15 protein-coding genes are annotated in these 20,811 nt (G+C 58.7%); 5 read left to right on the forward strand and 10 right to left on the reverse strand.

Annotation, left to right across the window (positions count from 1 at the left end; all coding sequences use genetic code 11):
- The first annotated feature begins 5 nt into the window (after window positions 1–5).
- Entirely contained in the window at window positions 6–1,349 is a 1,344-nt protein-coding gene (locus HMPREF3042_RS10690; RefSeq protein WP_083327467.1) for an IS3 family transposase, read from the forward strand.
- A 111-nt stretch (window positions 1,350–1,460) separates the two neighbouring features.
- Window positions 1,461–2,384 (forward strand): siderophore-interacting protein, encoded by a 924-nt coding sequence (locus tag HMPREF3042_RS08850; protein WP_016421889.1) that lies wholly within the window; start codon window positions 1,461–1,463, stop codon window positions 2,382–2,384.
- Here HMPREF3042_RS08850 and HMPREF3042_RS08855 read toward each other — a convergent pair.
- The 7 genes from HMPREF3042_RS08855 to HMPREF3042_RS10880 all read right to left on the reverse strand — a co-directional run bounded on the left by HMPREF3042_RS08855 (window position 2,381) and on the right by HMPREF3042_RS10880 (window position 9,870).
- Window positions 2,381–3,175: an ABC transporter ATP-binding protein gene (locus HMPREF3042_RS08855; RefSeq protein ID WP_016421888.1), complete on the reverse strand. Its 795-nt coding sequence runs from the start codon at window positions 3,173–3,175 to the stop codon at window positions 2,381–2,383. The genes HMPREF3042_RS08850 and HMPREF3042_RS08855 overlap by 4 nt on opposite strands.
- Complete coding sequence (locus HMPREF3042_RS08860; RefSeq protein WP_370449822.1) at window positions 3,172–4,224, reverse strand: FecCD family ABC transporter permease; 1,053 nt, start codon at window positions 4,222–4,224, stop codon at window positions 3,172–3,174. The genes HMPREF3042_RS08855 and HMPREF3042_RS08860 overlap by 4 nt, the downstream gene beginning before the upstream one ends.
- On the reverse strand, window positions 4,221–5,237 hold the full coding sequence (locus tag HMPREF3042_RS08865) for a FecCD family ABC transporter permease (protein WP_222865499.1): 1,017 nt from the start codon (window positions 5,235–5,237) through the stop codon (window positions 4,221–4,223). The genes HMPREF3042_RS08860 and HMPREF3042_RS08865 overlap by 4 nt, the downstream gene beginning before the upstream one ends.
- Before the next feature lie 51 nt (window positions 5,238–5,288).
- Window positions 5,289–6,245, reverse strand: a complete 957-nt coding sequence (locus HMPREF3042_RS08870; RefSeq protein ID WP_049171163.1) for an iron-siderophore ABC transporter substrate-binding protein — start codon at window positions 6,243–6,245, stop codon at window positions 5,289–5,291.
- Window positions 6,246–7,002: 757 nt separating this feature from the next.
- A complete protein-coding gene (locus HMPREF3042_RS08875; protein WP_049171166.1) occupies window positions 7,003–8,043 on the reverse strand; it encodes an aspartate-semialdehyde dehydrogenase in 1,041 nt (346 codons plus the stop codon).
- A gap of 9 nt (window positions 8,044–8,052) precedes the next feature.
- Window positions 8,053–9,318 (reverse strand): aspartate kinase, encoded by a 1,266-nt coding sequence (locus tag HMPREF3042_RS08880; RefSeq protein ID WP_070856841.1) that lies wholly within the window; start codon window positions 9,316–9,318, stop codon window positions 8,053–8,055.
- A gap of 414 nt (window positions 9,319–9,732) precedes the next feature.
- The gene (locus HMPREF3042_RS10880; protein WP_168168136.1) at window positions 9,733–9,870 is read right to left on the reverse strand and encodes a hypothetical protein; all 138 of its coding nucleotides are present in this window, start codon (window positions 9,868–9,870) and stop codon (window positions 9,733–9,735) included.
- A 67-nt stretch (window positions 9,871–9,937) separates the two neighbouring features.
- Here HMPREF3042_RS10880 and HMPREF3042_RS08890 point away from each other — a divergent pair, with 67 nt between their 5' ends.
- Entirely contained in the window at window positions 9,938–11,053 is a 1,116-nt protein-coding gene (locus tag HMPREF3042_RS08890) for a DMT family transporter (protein WP_246822394.1), read from the forward strand.
- A 202-nt stretch (window positions 11,054–11,255) separates the two neighbouring features.
- Window positions 11,256–12,284 (forward strand): class C sortase, encoded by a 1,029-nt coding sequence (locus HMPREF3042_RS08895; RefSeq protein WP_070856847.1) that lies wholly within the window; start codon window positions 11,256–11,258, stop codon window positions 12,282–12,284.
- A 6-nt stretch (window positions 12,285–12,290) separates the two neighbouring features.
- Here the strand turns inward: HMPREF3042_RS08895 and HMPREF3042_RS08900 are convergent, their stop codons facing one another.
- Together HMPREF3042_RS08900 and HMPREF3042_RS08905 are read right to left on the reverse strand one after the other, a co-directional pair.
- On the reverse strand, window positions 12,291–14,633 hold the full coding sequence (locus HMPREF3042_RS08900) for a YhgE/Pip family protein (RefSeq protein WP_070856849.1): 2,343 nt from the start codon (window positions 14,631–14,633) through the stop codon (window positions 12,291–12,293).
- Window positions 14,633–17,266 (reverse strand): YhgE/Pip domain-containing protein, encoded by a 2,634-nt coding sequence (locus tag HMPREF3042_RS08905; protein WP_070856851.1) that lies wholly within the window; start codon window positions 17,264–17,266, stop codon window positions 14,633–14,635. The genes HMPREF3042_RS08900 and HMPREF3042_RS08905 overlap by 1 nt, the downstream gene beginning before the upstream one ends.
- 321 nt (window positions 17,267–17,587) lie before the next feature.
- Between HMPREF3042_RS08905 and leuA the strand changes: the two genes are divergently transcribed.
- Entirely contained in the window at window positions 17,588–19,405 is a 1,818-nt protein-coding gene (leuA, locus tag HMPREF3042_RS08910) for a 2-isopropylmalate synthase (RefSeq protein ID WP_070856853.1), read from the forward strand.
- Between the two features lie 207 nt (window positions 19,406–19,612).
- On the opposite strand, the gene HMPREF3042_RS08915 is transcribed toward leuA, so the two are convergent.
- The gene (locus HMPREF3042_RS08915; protein WP_246822396.1) at window positions 19,613–20,626 is read right to left on the reverse strand and encodes a hypothetical protein; all 1,014 of its coding nucleotides are present in this window, start codon (window positions 20,624–20,626) and stop codon (window positions 19,613–19,615) included.
- Window positions 20,627–20,811: the final 185 nt, after the last annotated feature.

Below are 20,811 nucleotides of genomic sequence, written 5' to 3' on the forward strand. Positions count from 1 at the left end.
TGTCATTGAGAGCACGAAGTTCGCTAAGTGAATATCAGCGCGAGCAATTGGTTGAACTATTTCAGCAAGGCATGGGTTATACAGCCGCTGCCAATGCCCTTGGTGTCTCCAAGTATGCCGCCCGTATGCTCTGTCGTCGGTTTAAGCTGCATGGCAGGCTATGTCTTGTGGAGAAACCGACTAAGCAGCAGTACTCGTTCGAGATCAAGAAGGAAGTTGCCCAACGCCACCTTGCTGGCGAGACAGCGATGGATCTTGCACGTGAATTTGGCCTGTCATCACAGCAGCTGGTCCGCGGGTGGTCGTGGAAATGGCGCAAAGACGGCGATGACGCGTTGAAACCAAAGCCGAAGGGCAGGCCCAAAGGATCGGTCACGCCGAAGCCGCTGTCGGAGGAAGACAAGCTGCGTCGCGAAAACGAACGGTTGCGGGCCGAAAATGCCTATCTAAAAAAAATTGCGGGACTTGAGGAATCAGGGACGCGCCTGAAAGTCCAGGCGATTGTCATCCTCAAGTCTCACCACCGCTTGGAATATCTCCTAGAGGCAGCAGGTATCCCACGGTCGACGTTCTTCTACCACCAACAACGACTCAGTAAGCCAGATAACCACGCCGTTCTCAAGCAAGCGATTCGGGAAAGCTTCGAGCGTAACAAGCATCGCTACGGCTACCGGCGAGTGCTACTTGACCTACGCAACCAGGGCTGGGTGGTCAACCACAAACTCGTCTACAAACTCATGCGCCAGATGGGGCTTCGAGCTAAGATTCGCCAGCGCAGACCGTATATTTCCTATGTTGGGACGATCAGCCGCATTGCTGACAATAAACTTGACCGCAAATTCACCCCAGATAAGCCAAATACCGTCTTTGTCAGCGACGTCACCGAGTTCAGGGTTGCAGGCCGCAAGGTCTACCTGTCACCGGTGATGGACTTATTCGACCGTTCAATCGTTGCCCACACCGTGGCTACATCGCCGTCGACAGCGTTGACCACCGATTCTTTGTCCAAGGCGATCGCGGCGTGGGCACCTGAACCCGGGTGGATGATGCACACCGATCAAGGTTTCCAGTACCAGCATGCCTCCTGGCGTGACCTGATTGGCGACAACGGTGGTGTTCAGTCGATGTCGCGTAAAGCCAACTGTTACGACAACGCGGTCATGGAAAATTTCTTCGGGCACGTGAAAACCGAGATGTACCACGGTGAAGTCTTCGACACGGTCGCAGAGTTCAACCAGGCGATCGATGAGTACATCGGGTGGTACAACACCGAACGCGTCCAACAACGACTCAAGGGCCTGACCCCGATGCAATATCGGAATCAGACCCTTGAAGCCCTAACCGCCTAGAATTAAACCAGTCCAACTTTCGGGGACCAGTTCACCTCGGATCCCCGCGGGGCTTTTTCTGCCCCTCACCCTTTCACTTTTGCTTTAGGTAAGGGTAAGTTAACTCCCACTATGACCTCGAACCCAGTTACCCTGAACACTCCGACGAACACTTCCGCCTACCGCGCGGCCTTTTCTGACCACCTACTCTTGGCCGCCCCTTCTGAACCGCACCATCGAATCATCCGCGCCACTGTTTATGACGTCAGCGCCCCGGCAGAAAACCTGCAGAGGATTGTCATCCGCTCCCCCGAGCTAGTCGGCTTTCAGCTTTCCGGCCCGGACGAATTCTTTGGCCTCTTTATGCCGGCTAAGCCCGGCGAGAATCTCCATTTACCACTCCACGGAGGTGGCGCCAATATCCGCGCAAGCGTTACAGCCATGCCGGAGACCCAACGCCCAAATTTACGTTGGTACACCGTACGCTCACTCGATCCCGAGTGCGGACAGATAACTTTCGACGTGGCGACACATGGCGTCAAAAATCCAAAGGATGAGCACGTCGGACCAGGGCTCGCCTGGGCTCTTGCAACTCGTGTTGGCGACCAGGTAGGCATCTGGACATGCCAGGGCCTCTGGCACCGCGCGCAAAGTTCACAAACACTTATCGCAGACCCATCTGCCGTACCTTCCGTTCGCGCCATTTTGGATTACGCGGATGCGTTTGCCCCGGAACAGTTGCGCGACATACACCTCGTAGTGGTCGCCGAGAACCATGGTGACCTCGAGCCATCCCTCGTCGCCGACTGGGAGAGCAAGCTGGGCAGCCTAGAAGTGCTGTTTAGCGCTACAACGGACTTCAGCACGGCAGTGATGTCCCACCTACAGCAACTGGACCGTGCCGAACACCCCGCAACACAGTCGAAGTACGTCTGGGTCGCGGGTGAAGGACAGCTCTGCAAGGAAGTACGGCGCCACGCAATTCACACCTGGGGCCTCAATAGCGAATCCGTGCAGTGGTGCCCCTATTGGTTCCTAGGCAGGGCACGGCCTTAATTGGCCACAATCCCTCGCGGCACAATAATCGGAGCCATACCGCGGGGATCTTCCCACACCTCGGCATTCAAGCCATATGCCTCGCGCAACACATCCACCGTCAGAGCCTCCTTTGGAGAACCCTCGGCGATCTTTTCCCCTTCCTTCATGACGATCATCTCGTCGCTAAAAGCTCCCGCCAGGCCAAGATCATGAAGTACGGTAATCACCGTCTTGCCCTCTTGAGCGAGCTCCCGCACGATACTTAGAATCTCTATCGCATGTGCCGGATCTAGGTAGGTAGTCGGTTCGTCCAACAGCACAATTGGCGTATCCTGCGCCAACACCATCGCCATCCAGACCCGCTGCCGCTGGCCGCCAGAAAGCTCCGCCACGTCGCGGGCAACAAGATGGTCAACCTTCGTCTTCTTCAGCGCCTCGCGCACTTTTTCTTTATCTTCTGACGCCGTCGCTCCCCCACCCCAGAGCGATCGACGATAAGGGTGCCGTCCGCGCTCCACAAGTTCTCCAACGGTCAATCCCGCCGGACACAGCGGGTGTTGTGGCAAAAGCGCAATTAGTTGGGCGGCTTCGCGCGACCGCAAACTATGCACGTCCTTTTTCTCTACAAGAACCCGTCCTTCGGCGGGAGCAAGCAGCCGAGAAAGCGTCTTGAGCAACGTCGACTTGCCACAACCATTGGGGCCTAAGAGCGTGGTGACCTTCCCGGGCTCTGCAGTGAAAGACACGTCCTTAACAATGCTTGGGCCGTCGTTGTAGCCCACGGTGACGTGATCAACCTGAACGTTCATTGAACCATTCCTTTCAGAGTTCCGCGACGGGCCGCCAACCACACAAGCAACACCAACGCGGGGCCACCGATGATGGCGGTAACCAAACCCACAGGGGATGTAAATGGCAGTGCGCCCGCCACGACGGCGCACGCAGCTAATAGAGCAGCGCCTGCAAAAGTAGAGCACAACGGATGGGGCGTGGGCGTTCCGGCCACCAGCTTGGCCAGCTGAGGAGCCAATAGTGCCACGAATCCAATTGGGCCGACAAAGGAAACCACCACCGCGACAATGCCCGTTGCGGCAATGAGCAAAATAGCGCGCACCCTCGTGACATTTACCCCAAGTGTGGACGCGGTGGCGTCATCATGAGAAAGAAGAGGGACATCGCGCGTAACACAGAGGCCTAAAACTACGAAGGGCAACAGGCCCAACACCATAGGCAACAAAGCTTCCATACGCACAAAGCCGGTAGACCCAGCGAGCCAAGTTTGGGCATCCGTGGCACGAGTTAAGTCAGCCCGGAGCAGGAGATACTGCACTAAAGACTGCGTGAGGAAAGACAGTGCCAGGCCGATGACCACTACGCGCTGCGACGTCCCGAAGCCACCGAGTAGAACGAGCAAACCAACGATCACTAGTGCGCCAAGCAAAGCGAGTGCAGCACGCCACCAGAACGTCGGCACCCCCTCACTCCATGCAGGGCGGGTAACTACGGTGCCCGCCACAACCAAAACCGCCGCGCCGCCGGATACACCGAGAATGTCCGGGCTGGCCAGCGGATTGCGGGCCATGGTCTGAGTCCACGCACCTGCCAGCCCTAGAGCCGCGCCGACCAGAACGGTAGCGATTGCTACAGGCAGGCGGAGATCCCACACCACGTTGATTGCTTGCTGTGTGCCCCCACCGGTGAGAACCTCGATGACTTCCATCGGGCTGAGCTTCACCGCTCCTTGCCCCAGGATTAAGCAGTAACAAAGAGCCGCTATGAGGGCGAACCCTGCCGAAGCCGCCAGGACGCGTCTGCTTCGTGAACGCTTAATACTACGGATAGACGTCATATCGCTCATATCGTCAGCTCCGAGTCATTCGAGGTCGGTGAACTCTTCTTACGTCGCACCGCCAGAATCATCACTGGGGCACCGACAATAGCTAAGACAATGGACATTTCCAGCTCGTTAGGCTGCAGGACGAAGCGGCCCACAATATCGGCTAGCAACACAGCCGCGCCACCAACAATGCCGGTCGGCAGCAAGAGGCGAGTCAGGGACGGGCCGGTAAACGGGCGTAATAGGTGTGGCACGGCGAAGCCCACGAATGTCACAAGCCCCACAGTGGCTGTCGCCGAGCCGGCGAGGATGATCACCGCTGCGGCAGCCAACAAGCGGGTTCTCGTGGGCGAGCTGCCAAGGGAACGGGCGGAGTCCTCTCCCATCGCAAGTAGATCCAGCGGGCGTGCTGCAAGCGCACCGCATAGAGCACCTAGTGCTAGACCTAAAGCAGCTAAGGCCACGTCTTCCATACCCCGCCCAGCCGTAGAGCCAACGGTCCAGCGGCGGAGCCCTTCCAGGGTGTCGGAAGAATAGAGGCTCAGCATATTCGTGGCCGCTTGCAGGGCGAAGGTAACTCCCACGCCCACGAGTACCAGAGTTAGCGGGTTACGCGATACGCGGGAAATCAACAGCACGATTAAGGCAGCGACGGCCGCCCCGACGAGCCCTACAAGTGTCCGCTCCCCGACCGTCGTTGCCCAGCCCAAGGTCAGTGCCGCAGCGACTGCGAAACTTGCTCCAGCGTTCACGCCGATAATGCCGGGATCTGCCAGGGGGTTGCGGGTCCAGCTCTGAGCAATGGCACCCGCCATAGCCAGGGCTGCGCCTGTGATCACAGCCAAGAGGGTGCGCGGAACGCGCAAGTCCCAAATGATGCCGGACTGTTCAGCATTGATGCCGGATTGCGTAGATGGGTGCGGACCATGCATGAGGATGCTGGTCACTTCGCCAATGGAAAGATCTTTGGAACCCAAGTACAGGGAGGCAAGCAGCAGCAAAGCCAAGCCAACGAGTGCGGCCGAAGTAAGCAAACGCCGGGAAAACACCAAAGAATATCGAGTTCTTGAAACGGACACTTTCAATTAAATTGCGTCAGAGAACTTGTCGACTGCCCAGGGGATGGTCAATGGGTTCGGCATACTCATTGCATTGCCCACGTTTTCGTCCATCCAGCGGACCTTGCCTTCGCGAACAACGTCCAGCTTGCTGAATGTTGGATCCTTCTTCAAGGTATCGGCGGCACCCTGGTAATCAAGGATGAAGAGGTAATCGACGTTGTTGAGGTCGCTGTAGTTCTCAGGTGCGATGTCGCGGTAGAACTCGCCCCCGTTACCTTCGAGCTCCTTCGGGATCTCGAAGCCCAGACTCTTGATAAACTGCCCGCGACCGTCACCGGAGGTGTACAGGCCGATCTTTCCCTGATAAGGCATGACGATAGCCGCACGCTTGCCTTTGAGCTCAGGGTGCTGCTGTTGGAAATCATCGAAGGCCTTCTGCGTTTCTTCGACGAGTTTGTCGCCTTCTTCTTGCTTGTCTACAGCGCCGGCGATCTGGTTGACCTGATCCCGCCAGGGGATCTGCCAGTCCGTGGCACCGTCTGGCTTAACGGTGGTTGGGGCGATGTCATTAAGCGCCTTCTTCGCCTGCGCGTCTACGGCAGAGTTCACCGCAATGATCTTGTCCGGATTAGCGGCGGAGATCTTCTCCAGGATTTCAGCAGTGAATCCGTTGGCAGTACCGTAAACCACTTCAGGCTTGTTGTCGCCGAGCTTTTCGGTAGCCCATGGGCCGACGCCAGACGCATCAACATCTCCCTCAGCACCCCAGGGCGCTACGAGGACTGGTTGGATGCCTAGAGCGAGCAAGGTATCGCTGTCTCCCAGGCCAACTGCGGCGATGCGCTCATCCCCGGTGCCCTCATTTTTTGACGCCGCCGCGTCGTCGCCTCGGGAGCAACCAGACAGAACAAGAGTGGATGCTGCCAAGACAGCGGCGGTCTTCAGCGCCGCTCGACGGGTCAGCGAATTGTTTCGAAACATGTGAAAGCCTAACGTGTAAGGAACTCTTTGAGACGCTGTAAAGTACCCGTAGCCCCAAGAGACTGATGGCCTCTTTCGGCTACGGCCAACACAGTAATCGGGTCTATATTACACAGGTAAGGCTAACCACACAACAGGCTGCCCTAAGTTAGTCCGCTTCCCGCTCGGCCGCTACCGACTCCATCGCCGCCCTGGCCACCCTAGCCACCCTGGCTCTCAGTGCCGAGATGCTCGCGCTATTGCAACTCGTGGCACCAACTGTCGGAAAAGTTGCACTTCGAAGGTCGAAATGTCGCTAGAACGGGAATCTGTCAGCACAGGCGCGCCTCCGAATTTTGCGACAATTCCCTGACCTGCAGTTTTGCGGAGCTGCAAATCAGCGCCTTTAACGCACTCCCGTTCTAGCGACATTCACCCCTGCTAGCGCCCCAAAAACGGCGCCGTCGGCCACGCATTCCCGGTCTAGCGACATCTGCACATCCTCACGCCGCCAAATAGGGCGCCGGCGCCTCCCGTGACGCAATCCCCCCAGCACTGCGCTCGCACAATCTCACATTCCGCTGGCGCTGCAGCCAAGCGGAAAGCGTGGGCGTCAATAAGAAAAAAAATAGGCCCCCTACCGCAACAATGTGAACTGCTCCCCATTAGTTGGACTGAGAAATCAGTTACCGACTAGTGGGGAGTAGTTGTCATTGAGAGCACGAAGTTCGCTAAGTGCCGAGGCTTAACTTTTTGCGCTTTTAAGTACTGCGCTCAACTACTGGTCAGCGACCAACAACTCCGCAATCTGGATGGTATTCAGAGCAGCGCCCTTACGCAGATTGTCGCCAGAGACAACCAGCACCAGGCCACGCCCCTCCGGAACCGACTGATCGACACGGATACGACCCACCAGGGACTCATCCACACCAGCGGCGGCAAGCGGATTCGGAACGTCGACGACCTTCACGCCCGGCGCGGACTCCAGCAGTTCGGTTGCCTTCTCTACGGACAGAGCATTCTCAAACTCAGCGTGAATCACCAGCGTGTGGCCAGTGAACACCGGAACGCGCACACAAGTACCAGCAACAGCCAGCTCGGGGATAGACAGAATCTTGCGGGACTCATTGCGGAGCTTCTGCTCCTCATCAGTCTCCAGCGAACCATCATCAACAAAGTTTCCAGCCACCGGCAGCGCGTTGAAAGCAATCGGTGCGACATACGGACCAAAGTCCTCCGCAACCAGAGCCGAACCATCAGTGGTCAGCTTCTCCAGGTTGTCGATGTTCTCGCGCACCTGGCCAGCCAGAGTATTCACACCAGCAAGGCCCGAACCCGAGACCGCCTGATAGGAGGACACACGCAGACGCTGCAACCCGGCCTCGTCGTGAAGCGGCTTGAGAACCGGCATCGCGGCCATGGTGGTGCAATTCGGATTCGCGACAATGCCCTTCGGGATGTCCTGCAAAGCATCCGGGTTGACCTCGGAGACCACCAACGGGACCTCCGGATCCTTACGCCACGCCGACGAGTTATCAACAACAACAGCGCCAGCAGCCGCAAAACGCGGAGCCTGCTCCTTCGACAGCGTGCCGCCAGCGGAGAACACCGCGACATCGATGCCCTTCAGATCCTCATCCGAAGTAGCCGCGACATCCTCGACAACAATCTTCTCGCCGCGGAACTCCAACTCCTTGCCCGCACTACGAGCAGAAGCGAAGAAACGAACCTTATCGGCCGGGAAATTACGCTCCGCCAACAGGGTGCGCATCACACGACCAACCTGGCCAGTGGCACCAACAACAGCAATCGTGGTCATAAGAACTCCTTAACGTCCCGTACCAGCGTAAACAACAGCCTCGGTGTCGCCACCGAGATTGAAAGCGTCGTGCAGAGCCTTCACAGACTTATCGACATCCTGGTCATTAACCAGCACCGAGATACGAATCTCAGAAGTGGAAATCAGGTCGATATTCACACCCTCATCAGCGAGCGCCTCACAGAACGTCGCAGTCACACCCGGGTGGGACTTCATGCCAGCACCGACCAAGGAGACCTTGCCCACGTGATCGTCGTAAAGCACGTCGTTCCAGTCATTGTCAGCCTGCAGCTTCTTCAGCAACGCCATCGCCTTCGGAGCGTCCTCGCGCGGGCACGTGAAAGTAATGTCAGTGCGGTTATCCGCGATGGTAGAGACGTTCTGCAGCACCATATCGATGTTGATCTCCGCATCCGCAACCGCGCGGAACATCTTCGCCGCCTGGCCCGGATCATCCGGAATGCCCAGCACGGTCACCTTCGCCTCGGAGCGGTCATGCGCCACACCGGTCAACACTGCTTCTTCCATAGGGATATCCTCCATCGATCCATCAACAAGGGTGCCAAGTTCATTGCTATACGACGAACGCACACGCAACGGGACGTTAAACGCGCGGGCGTATTCGACACTTCGCAGCTGCAAAATCTTCGCGCCGACCGCGGCCATCTCCAGCATCTCCTCGAAGGAAATGTTGTCCAAACGCTGTGCATTCGGCACAATGCGCGGATCTGCTGTGTACACGCCATCCACATCGGAGTAAATCTCGCAGACGTCTGCCTCCAAAGCTGCCGCGAGAGCGACCGCAGTGGTATCCGAGCCACCACGACCCAGCGTAGTGACGTCCTTAGTCTCGCGGTTCACGCCCTGGAAACCGGCCACCAGACAAATATGCCCCTCATCGAGAGCCTCGCGGACACGGCCCGGAGTGACCTCAACAATGCGGGCGTTACCGTGGCGCTCCGTGGTAATCACGCCGGCCTGCGAACCGGTAAAAGACCGAGCCGAGGCGCCGAGGCTTGCAATCGCCATAGCGACCAGCGCATTGGAAATACGCTCACCGGCTGTCAGGAGCATATCCATCTCGCGTCCCGGCGGGACCGGATTGACCTGCTCAGCGAGGTCCAGAAGCTCATCGGTGGTGTCGCCCATTGCCGAGCAGACAACCACGACGTCATTGCCCTGCTTTTTGGTTTCCACAATTCGTTCTGCAACACGACGAATGCGTTCGGCGCTCTCCAGGGATGAACCACCGTACTTCTGCACAACCAGTGCCATGGTCGGCAACCTCCAAAAACTAGGCAACTATATGCACGTAACTATTATTGACTCAATTTACTTGAGTTGCATTCGTAAATACATAGTGGGTTACCAAAACGTAGCTTGTGGGGGTTGCGTGGGGGTTTTGGGGCGGGTTGCGCGGGGTTTGTGGGGTGTTTGGGCGCGGGGTCGTGGTTGGGCGTGGGGTGAGCGCGGCTGCGCGTTGAGAGTGTGACGGCTGGGGTGTTTGGGGTGCTTGGGCTGTGGGTTGGGTGTCGGTTGGGTGTAAATCGGGCGCGGCTGCGGGCTGCCAGCGGGCTGCAAATGTGAAACTGATTAAGTTTATGACAAAAATAAGCCCTGAAACTTGTCAAAACTGACATAAACTAGGTCAGTAACTCTCGGTACTGCGCCAGGAACTCCCGGGCTCAGTCAGTTTCGGTACTGTGCCAGGAACTCCCGGGCTCCGAGCTCAGCCAGCTCCACTCCGGGCTCCCAGGCTCCGGGCTCAGTCAGCATCTTGGCCGGGTCAGCTAATCCGCCAGCTACTCCCCGAGGCGCTGCGGGCACCAAACACTGCCCCGCCCAACCCCTGCGAAGTGGACATGACAAGTGTTGCATGCCTAGCATTTCCTACGTGAACAATGACCTTCTCGCTGCGATACTGGCACTGCTGTCCGCGCTCAGCATCGCGTGGGGAACCGTCATCCGCCACAACCTCTCCGGAACACTGGAAGAGGGCACCAGCACACTTCGCGGAGTGGCGAAGACCCTGAAGCTGCCACGCTGGTGGCTGGGCTCGGGCCTGGCGATTGCCGGGTATGTATTTCAGGTCGCGGCGTTGGCATTTGGCACGTTGCTCCTGGTGCAACCGTTGCTGGTCATGAAGCTGATGCTCACGCTCCCGCTGGCGGCGAAGGTCAATAGTCGGCGGATTTCGCGGTCAGAGATGATTTGGTCCGTGGCGCTGACTTTTGCGGTGGCGACGCTGGTGTTGCTCGGCAAGCCGACTGCCGGCTCCACCGATATCCCCACCTACCTGTGGGGATGGGCTCTTGCCGCCGGTGGCGTGGTCACCTGCGGACTGTACGCCGCTGCAGTTCAGTGGCCCAATACCGGCACGGGTAGCGGCTCCAACGCAGGTAGCGGCTCCAACACGAGTGACAGCCCAGCCATCGCAGACCGCTCCAGCACCGACAACAGCACAGGTAGCACCTCAGACACGAAACAGCGCGGAGTGCTACGCCAGAACCCGAAGGCCCTGCTGCTCGGCACGGCAACCGGCTGGCTGTACGGCTTCGTCGCGCTGCTGTCTAAGTCGGTGGTCGATACCTATGTCAACGGCGGACTCGTCCAGCTCCTGCTCTCCTGGGAACTATGGCTGCTGGTGGCACTGGCGGTTATTGGCGTCGGCCTGCAGCAGGCGGCTTTTAACGCGGGACCGTTGCAGGCTTCGCTGCCAGCTATGACCGTCGTCGAGCCGATTGTTGCCTTCAGCTTGGGATACATCGTTCTTGGTGAACGCTTCCAGGCAGTTGGTGTGCAGTGGGTGGCGCTGTTTATCGCACTGGCAACCATGATTTCTGCCACTATTGTCCTGGCGGCTCGGCCGGCAGAAGCCACCGCCACAGCCTCCACAAGCACCGCAAAAGCCTCCACAAGCACCGCAAAAGCCGATGCAAACACCGCAAACGCCGACACCACAAGCTCCGCAAACACCACCACAGATTCCACCGATACCGCCGCGCACTGAATGGAATCACATGGAATGACACCACACAGAACGCCGCGCGGTGAGTAGAGTTCAACCCTCTCGGGCCACATCACCTACATTGGTATTTGCACTTATTAAGTCGTTAGCGATTTGTCGGCCTGGCTATCCCCTGCCCGGGAACTGTCCCTGGTGAGAAAGACCCCGTGGCCGCTATGCACAAGGTCACCAAAGGTAGGATTCGATGGGGCGTCATTCCCATTCCAAGCGGGCATCTAAACCGACATCTAAGCGGAAGTCCGAACGCGCAAACGATACCAACGCCAGCGCCGCAACCAACACCAAAGCAAAGCCCCAAAAGGGCAAGAAGCTCAACTCGAACACCATCATCGCCCTGCTGTTGATCATTGGTGGTTTGGGCGTGCTGCTGTACCCGGTTGTCGCAACGCAGTGGAACAATTTCCTGCAAGCCCGCGCCGCAGATGAGTACTCCAAGCTGGAGAAATCCGCTCCTCCTGAGGTCTTGGACACCGCCTGGAACGAGGCCCACGAGTACAACGCCAGCCTCGGCGAGGTCAATCCGGGCGATGCCTGGACCACCTCCGATGACGAGTCTTCCCCGGAGTACCAGCGCTATCGTCACTACCTCGACGTGCTTGGCGAGACCGACGCGCTCGGCCGCATCGTCATCCCGTCCATCAACTCTGACCTGCCCATTTTCCACGGCACTTCGGAAAAGTCGCTTTCGCGCGGGGTCGGTCACCTCTACGGCACCGACTTCCCGGTCGGCGGCGTGGGCGAGGGTGAAGGTCGTCACGCGTCGCTGTCGGCGCATACGGGTCTGCAGAATGCGACGCTGTGGGACAACCTCGACAAGGTCAAGAAGGGCGACGCGTTCTACATCGCAGTCGCGGGTCACAAGTTGAAGTATGAGGTCCACGACGTAGCCGTCGTAAAGCCGGATGAAACCGATGCTTTACGACGCGTCCCCGGAGAAGACCTAATCACCCTGATTACGTGCACGCCTTACGGCATTAACACGCACCGCCTGCTGGTGACGGGGCACCAGGTGCCGATGGATCCTGATGAGGAATCCGTGTTCGACGGCAGCGGTTCGCAGTGGCAGTGGTGGATGTGGGCCATCCTGGCAGCAGCGGCGGTGATTATTGCGCTGCTGATTTGGTGGCTGCGGAAGCTCTCGCGCGACGGCAAGAGCGAACCGGAGGCCGAGCGCGAGAGCGACGAGGCGGAGGAAGACGAGGCGGAGGATTAGGCCCCCTTACGAGGTGGCCATCACCTTCGTCTCCCCGATTGCGTCCTTGATGTCGTTGATTCCCTTTTCAAAGATGCGCTGGAGGCCCAGTGCCAGGATCAGCGACGGGATGATGAACAGCGCCAACATGAACATCAGCTTCCAGTAGTCGGCCTCGTAAATACCGGCGATGGAGCTGCGGAACATGTCAATCGCGTAGGTACCCGGCAGCCACGGGCTAATGTTCTGGACCCACTGTGGCACCAGAGGCAGCGGATACGCGCCACCTGCAGCCGAGACCTGCATCACCAGCAACAGCACGCAGATGGCCTTGCCGGCATTGTCGAAGGTGAAGACGAACGAGAAGACGATCATCATGAACACCAGCGAGATGATCCAGCCGGCCAGCAGCATCAGGAATCGGTGTGCGGGATCGATGCCCACGTACACCTGGAGTCCCAACACCATCAGCGTGGCCTGAACTAGGCCAACGGTGGCGAAGGTGGCGAACCGGCCGAAGTACTTCTCGGCGCGGGTGTAGTCATCGGTCTGGGCAGCGTTGATTTGCTGGTCGCTGGACTCGTCGGCCTCAGCGTCAGCATCATCGCCGACCTCAGCGGCTGCATCGCTCTGCGCATCATCGAGCGCCTCATCGCTCTGCGCCTCATCGACCGCGGCCTCGACCTCATCAGCACCGACCTCATCGCCGACCTTCTGAGCGCTGCGACTACGCACCGTAGTACGAATCAGCACCGACGACAGCAGCGCACCGATCCACAGTGCGAGCGTCGCATAGAACGGCGCCATGCCCGCGCCGAAGCTCTGGACCGGGAAGACGGGGTCCTCCTCAACCTGCACCGGCGCGGCCAACTGCGCTGCCATAGCACTTGGATCATCACCGATGGCGTCAGCAATCCGAGAGAGGTCACCGGTGTCCTTCGCCTCTTCCAGCGCGTTGTGAATCTCGTCGAAGCGAGCGGCCAGATCATCAAAACGGTTGCTCAGGCCCATTGTGGCAGCGCTGGTCTTACGCAGCGTATCCACCGGCGAGCCGGAAATCGTACCGCGGATGCCGCGAATGTCCTCGCCAATGACCTCGATGTCGTTGCTCAGACGCGACACCGGCTCCGACAGTGCGTCGATCTGCGGGCGCAGGTTCTGCTCGTAGGAGTTCTTGGCATTTTCCACAGCCGCAATCGCAGCCGTGAAAGCGTCCTTCGCCTGGCTTATCGACGATCCCGTATCCCGGCCACCACGCAAATCCGCTGCCACGGCGGAGAAACTCTCCTGCAGCCCACGGGTGCGAGCAATCGAGGTGTTCAGATCGGAAATCGCGCGGTCATAGCCCGGCTTAGCGACACCCGGAACCACTGCCCCAACGGTGTCCTCCAGGCGGTCGCGCATCGCAGTCAGGCCATCGGCCTGCTGGCCGAACTTGGCCGCCATCGCGTCAAAGGTATCTGCGGTCGCGCCGCTGGTGGCCTGGGTGCCGTCGACAAGCTCGTTGACGCGGTCGCGCACGCCTTCGTAGCTCGACTGCGTTGCGTCGAGCGCCGTGCTAACCGAGTCGCGAACATTGCCGACCGCGGCTTCCAGATCGCCTGCGACGTTGCCGTCACCCGAACCATTGCGCAGAATGTCCATCCGCGCACCAGCGTTTTCCAAAATGGAATCCGCGGTCTCCACCAGCGGCACGGTGGTCTCCACCAGCGTGGACAGCGAACGAGCAGTCTGCGCACCGGAGCGCAGCCGCGCGGCGGTGTCATCAACGCGGTTTTGCACGCGCGTCAGTGCCTGCTTGGAGTCGGAGGTGTTTAGATACTCATCCAGCGAGGTGATCACGCCCAGCCCAACACTGGCGACGACCTGCGTGAAGTTCTTGTCAATCTCCTGAATAACGCCACTCGCGCCCTTACTCGTAATGATTGACGAAAGCGCGTTCTTCTTCTCATTCGTATAGAGCGTCAGCTTAGGCGCCTTGGTGCCCCGGACGTAGAAGGTCATCAGTTCAGTACTGAAGTTCTCCGGAAGCACGATTGCCGCGTAGTAGTCACCGGACTTAGTGCCGTCGATGGCGTCCTCAGAATCCGTAATCCGCCAGTCAATGTCGTGATTACGGCTCAGCTTCGACAGCACCTCATTGCCCAAGTTGAGGTCAATCGCACCAATATCCGTACGATGGCCACGGTCATTACTGGCGACCGCAATCTTCAACTTCTCGGTGTTCTCAAACGGCTCCCAGCTGGCCAGCACGTTAAAGCAGGTAAATAGCAGCGGAATCAGCACCAAACCGAAAACCATGATGCCGGTCATCGTGTTCTGGCGGATCACCCGAAAGTCGTTCCGCACAATTTCAAGAACGTTTCTCATTAGGCTTCACCTTCTGGGGAAGTCTTCACGCTTGCCGACGACACCTTCGTCTGTGGCTCAAACGTATCGCCAGCATTTTCCAACGAGTACGCATGCGGATGGGAAGTCTGGTGCTCCATGTAGGCGCGCAGCTCTTCCTCCGACAGCTCGCTGAGCTCCTGGGCGTGAATCACAGACTGCTTGACGTACTCGCGCACCGCGATGTAAGCGAGGCAGAGCAGTACGAACAGGCAGGCTAGACCGAAGAACAGGGCCTTCTGATCCGGGTAGTTGCGGGCCAGAATACCCAGTACCACCAGGGCGACCACTGCGACACCAATGGCAATGCGCATGAACAGCGTGTAGCTGCCACGCAGGTTCTCCATCCGCTCATCGACTCGCGTCTGGTACTCCTCGCGGTTGCGCAGCGCGAAGACCAGGTCACTGAGCTTGTACCCACTACCGACCAGGTGGACTTCTTCGTTGTTGACCAGACCGCCCTCTTCAAGCTGGTGGTTAACCAAGACGTTGACCGAGGACAGACTGCGACGCAGCCAGTAGCCGACCACGTAGGCGATCGCTGCCATGACCATTAGGGTGAGCATGTTCTTCAGGTAGTAATTGGAGTAAAAACCACCAATTGTCTCGCGGAGAGCATCAATACCGTAGGTCAACGGCAAGAACGGATTCAGTGCCTGGAAGAAGTCCGGTGTCATCTCAATTGGATAGAGACCGGCGGCACCAGGGATTTGAATAAACGCGAGCACCACGGCGATACCGCGTCCCACGTGCCCAAATGCCGCCACCATACTGTAAATAATGGCGAGATAACACAACTCCACCACGACACAGGTGAGGACGAACGCAACCGCACTGACATTCTGCACACCAATGACAATGTCACCAATGGAGACAATCAGCGCCTGGAAAATAGCGATGATGCCCAGTAGCAAGGTACGGCCCATGTACGCCTGGCCGACCGTGATTTCCTTGAAACCTTCCGCATCAACTTCCACGCGGAAAATCACAATCAGGATGAACGCACCAATCCACAACGACAGGTTGGTAAACAGCGCCGCCATACCCGAGCCGTAGTGATCCACCGGGAACACGGCCTCAGTCTGGATCTCGGCCGGATCGCTCAGGAACTGCGAAATTCCCTCGGGGTCGAGGTCATTGACCATGTTCATGGCTTCGCGCTCTTCGGTGGTACCCAGGGTAAGAACATCGAGACGCGCGGTTTCCAGGCCATCGCGTACGCCATCAAGGTCAGCCTTGAAGCTCTCGAGGACCTGAGTCGCAGCGGAAAGCTGCCCACTCGTAGCGTCGAGAAGCGCGGACGTTTCCCGGACGGTGTCCTTTTGCGCGCCAAGCGCCGCCGCGTACGAACCCACGCGCGCGTTGAGCTGATTAAGGGCCCTGCTCAACTGCGGGAGTGCGTCCTTGGACGCCTGGCGGATCTGATCCGAGGCGGCCTTGCCGTCCTTAGTGGCCTGCGCCAATGCCTCGCTGGTGGCGTTGAGGGAGTCGAGAGTTCCCTGCGCCGAGCCGGAGACATTCTTCAGGCCCTCCACCAGCTCTTTATTGGTGGCGTTGCTCTCGTCGAGCGCATCGATTGTGCGCTGGATTGCCTGTTTATCCGGGCCGTTGAGCGGGCTGGCATCCAACAGGGAATTCAGGCCGCCAATGACCTGATCCGCCTGCTTGACGATGTCCTCCGCCGCAGCCGTCGCGGAATCCGAACGGGAAATTGCGCCCTGCAGATTGCCAGTCATCGCGCCGATCGCGGCGTTGGCGTTACCGGTGCCCTCTACCAGGGCGGTACTGCCCTGCAGGTAGGCGTCGTTGAGATCCGCGGAGAAATTCAGGACCTCGTTGTTGAGCTCACCAGTAATCGCCTGCACCTGCGTCAACGCATCCTGGGCATCGTCGAGGGCCGTATCTACGCTGCCAAGAGTCTTCTTAATCTGCGCAATCGTCGGCTGCAGATCGCCAATCTGCTCCTGGATAGCGCCGACTTCATCGCGGCTATTGGCAACCGCATCAGCGACATCCTGGAAAGCGTCGGCGGAATTGAGACGGGCAGCGTCGAACCGGCCCTGCATCAGGCCACCGGCTTCCTTGACCTCTTCGGTGACCGCCTTCGCGATCTCCTTATTAAAGGAAGCGGAAATCTGGCCATCAATACCGGACGCGCCCTGCGCCGTGATGTGCGGCGAGATCGCGTTGATTTTCTGGTTAGCGCGGTATTTCAGCTTTGCTGGATGCCCCTGCCCTTGGATCAGATCGACCATTTCCTGCGAGAAATTCGGCGGAATGGTGATTTCGGCATAGACCTTGCCGCGCTTTAGATCTCGGTCTGCCTTCTCGGCATCGGGGAACTGCCAGCCCAGTTCATGATTTTCTTTTAGTTGTTTGACCACCTGGTTACCGATATTGAGACTTCCGGTAACCGAGGAACTCGCGCCCTTGTCCTCATTCACAATCGCCACACCGATGTTCTCGGTGTGCTCGTACGGATCCCAGAAGCCCGGGATGTTGAACCAGGAGTACAAGGCAGGGGTGATCATCACGCCGATGATGATTACCCACACTCTTGGGCTATTGCGGAGACGGCGCAAGTCTCGCTTAAGAATAGACCAGCTAGTTTGCACCTTAAGGACGCTATCATCTTTAATCCGCTAAATACATTGGTACTAGTTTTAGAACTATCGATGGGCGGGGCCGTCGGCAACGCCTTTCACTGCACGGAGCCCCACGGCGCAGAACCCTTTTGACACAGAAACCCGCACATATTTCCCCCACTAAAACCCCCGAATGATGAAAATCATATAAACAAAGGGGTAAGGTACATCACATGCAACGCGGACTACTGCTTCTATGCCGCGGCGGGGCTTGGGTTTAAGGCCGGCTCCCCGTCGCGGGGTTAGTTGTGCCGGCCTACAAGAAAAGTCCGAATTAGAAAGGCCCACAACATGTCTCCTTCCGACGCTTTTATTTCCGCTCCTTCTGTAATCTCCACTCCTGCTGGCGAGATTCCGGAAGGACAGCCTGCTTGGAATAAGCAGCGCAACTCCCAGATGGCAACCAACCGCTACCTGCCTTACGACCAGGAAGTTCAGGACTTCCAGCTGAAGGACCGCACCTGGCCGGACAAGCGCATTACTAAGGCACCGGTTTGGTGTGCCGTCGACCTGCGCGATGGCAACCAGGCGCTGATTGACCCAATGAGCCCGGAGCGCAAGCGCCGCATGTTCGAGCTGCTGGTCCAGATGGGCTACAAGGAAATTGAGGTCGGATTCCCGTCCGCTTCCCAGACCGACTACAACTTCGTGCGCGAGATCATTGAGAAGAACATGATCCCGGACGACGTCACCATCCAGGTTCTGGTTCAGGCTCGCGAGCACCTGATTCGCCGCACCTTCGAGGCATGTGCCGGCGCTAAGAACGTCATCGTTCACTTCTACAACTCCACCTCGATCCTGCAGCGCGATGTTGTGTTCCGTAAGGACAAGGACGCAATCAAGAAGATTGCCACCGACGCCGCGAAGCTGATTAAGACCATCGCGAAGGACTACCCGGACACCAACTGGCGCTGGGAGTACTCGCCGGAGTCCTACACCGGCACCGAGGTTGAGTACGCCAAGGAAGTTGTCGACGCCGTGGTTGATGTCATCGACCCGACTCCGGACAACCCAATCATCATCAACCTGCCGTCGACCGTGGAGATGATCACTCCGAACGTCTACGCAGACTCCATCGAATGGATGCACCGCAACCTCAACCGCCGCGACTCCATCATTCTGTCGCTGCACCCGCACAACGATCGCGGCACCGGCATCGCCACCGCTGAGCTGGGCTACATGGCCGGCGCGGACCGCATCGAAGGCTGCCTCTTCGGCAACGGCGAGCGCACCGGTAACGTCTGCCTGGTCACTCTGGGCCTGAACATGCTGACCCAGGGAGTCGACCCGCAAATCGACTATTCCGACATCGATATGATCCGCCGCACCGTCGAGTACTGCAACCAGCTGCGCGTTCCGGAGCGCCACCCGTACGGCGGCGATCTGGTCTTCACCGCTTTCTCCGGTTCCCACCAGGACGCCGTGAACAAGGGCCTCGACGCAATGGCAGACAAGGTCCGCCCGGGAGCTGCCGTCAAGGAGCTTTCCGACGAGGACCTGCGCGCGGTGACCTGGGAGGTTCCTTACCTGCCCATCGACCCGAAGGACGTTGGTCGTTCTTACGAGGCCGTTATTCGCGTGAACTCCCAGTCCGGCAAGGGCGGCGTGGCCTACATCATGAAGACGGACCACGGCATGAACCTGCCGCGCTCCATGCAGGTTGAGTTCTCCTCCGTCGTGCAGGCAGTCACCGACGCCGAGGGCGGCGAAGTCAACTCCAAGGCGATTTGGGACATCTTCGCAGGTGAGTACCTGGACCGCGAAACTCCGCTCGAGCAGATTGCCCTGACTGTCGATGCCCCTCAGAACGAGTCGGATGCCACCAAGATCAAGGCTCACATCGTCTACGAGGGTAAAGAGCAGACCGTCGAGGGTGTCGGCAACGGCCCGCTGGCCGCTTACGCCAACGCTCTGGAGAAGCTCGGCATCAACGTCGAGGTTCAGGAGTACGTCCAGCACGCTCGCACCGCAGGTGACGACGCCGAGGCCGCGGCCTACGTCCTCGCAGATGTCAACGGCACCAAGGTCTGGGGCTCCGGCATCGCTGGTTCCATCACCTACGCATCGCTGAAGGCAGTCACCAGCGCGGTCAACCGCGCACTGGCTTAAGTCTCTAAATCGTGTCGCGCTGGGGAGGGAGGGCCGGCAGTGGCGCTGGCCCCTCCGCTCCACATAGTTACTGACTAGGTTTATGACACTTTCATGGCAAAAATTTTGCTCAAAGTGTCATAATCCTAGTCAGTTTCTTTTTGGGCTGGGTTTATTGGGGTTGGGCTCAGATACCTAGTGACCCGACCCAACTCCCCAATTACCCAACTACCCAATCAACGGGCCGGCATTGCGCACATCCGCGCGGAAAGTCACCCCACCTGCGGCTACCACGCGTTCGCGCTCGATGAGGATTGAACGGAGCGTCGATAAGCGAAGTGCGTGCAATTCCACCTCTTTCCACACCACCCGCGCGACATCCAGCCCCGTTGCGCGCAGTGAACGCTCGCGGTAAGTCTCCCGCGTGAGCAGCTCGGACTGAGCCGCAGGGGTCGGCGCGACCTCGCTCGCCGAATACTTGATGTGGCCGTCAAACTCCACGACAAGTAGCAGGTCGGGAATATAAAAATCCACGCGGGCGAGAAAATGCGGTGGCGCGTAGCTGGTGCCGCGAGTCCAAATTTCGGCTTGCTCGTGGAATTTCAGGCCGAGTTCGAGAAGCGCGGCTTTAGTCATCGCCTCACCGGGCGTTTCGCAGCGACCATGACAGACTGCAAGCGCACGATGAAACAGCTCTTGGCCCCGCAAGCTGGGATAATCCGCTGGAATCTCCTCAAGCTGATCGCGCGTGGTGCCATGCCGCAGCACACCTTCGACAGCCAACACCGCCGCCCGCCACGACACGGACTCCGGCCCCTTCTGCCTGAACCGGACGCGGCACTCATCGAAGGCCGCACGCGCGAGCACCGCGACCCGCCGGTCCGCGAGCCCCTGCGTGTGGTCCAGATGGATCTCCGAGCGCAGGCGCATGCAATAGTCGATGCCGTGGAACTGCTGACTCCCGCCCACCACCACAATCTTCGCATCGCGCACCAGCACCCATGAACCGTGCAAGGCCAGCGCTGCAGCTCCCGAAATAACGCCTGACGACGTCTCGGAGACCACCGCCAAAGCTGTAATAGCCAGGCGTTTCTCGCGGTGGAGCCCTTCCCAGACGTGCGCGGCTACATAGTGACCTCGGCAAAGCCGCTCCAGATAACCGGCCCGCGCTTGCTTTGCGACCTCGCGATATCCATTCCCCGGCTGGTCATTCGGCCTAATGATTCCAAACTGGTCCGACACCAGTTGCTTGCGTTTCTTGTCGCTCACTTCTCCCCCGCCCCTATGGTTATTGCCCCGTGATTGTTATGTCGTCCCTATTTTTGTGGCGCTGTATTGTGGCTCTATTTCGTGGCTCTATTTCGTGGCCTTGGTTTGCGGCCCCTATTTAATGGGCCCTATTTAATAAGGCGCGGAAATCGTCCTTA

The organism is Corynebacterium sp. HMSC074C05 (assembly GCF_001838325.1).
In the GTDB taxonomy this organism is placed as follows: Bacteria; Actinomycetota; Actinomycetes; order Mycobacteriales; family Mycobacteriaceae; genus Corynebacterium; species Corynebacterium amycolatum.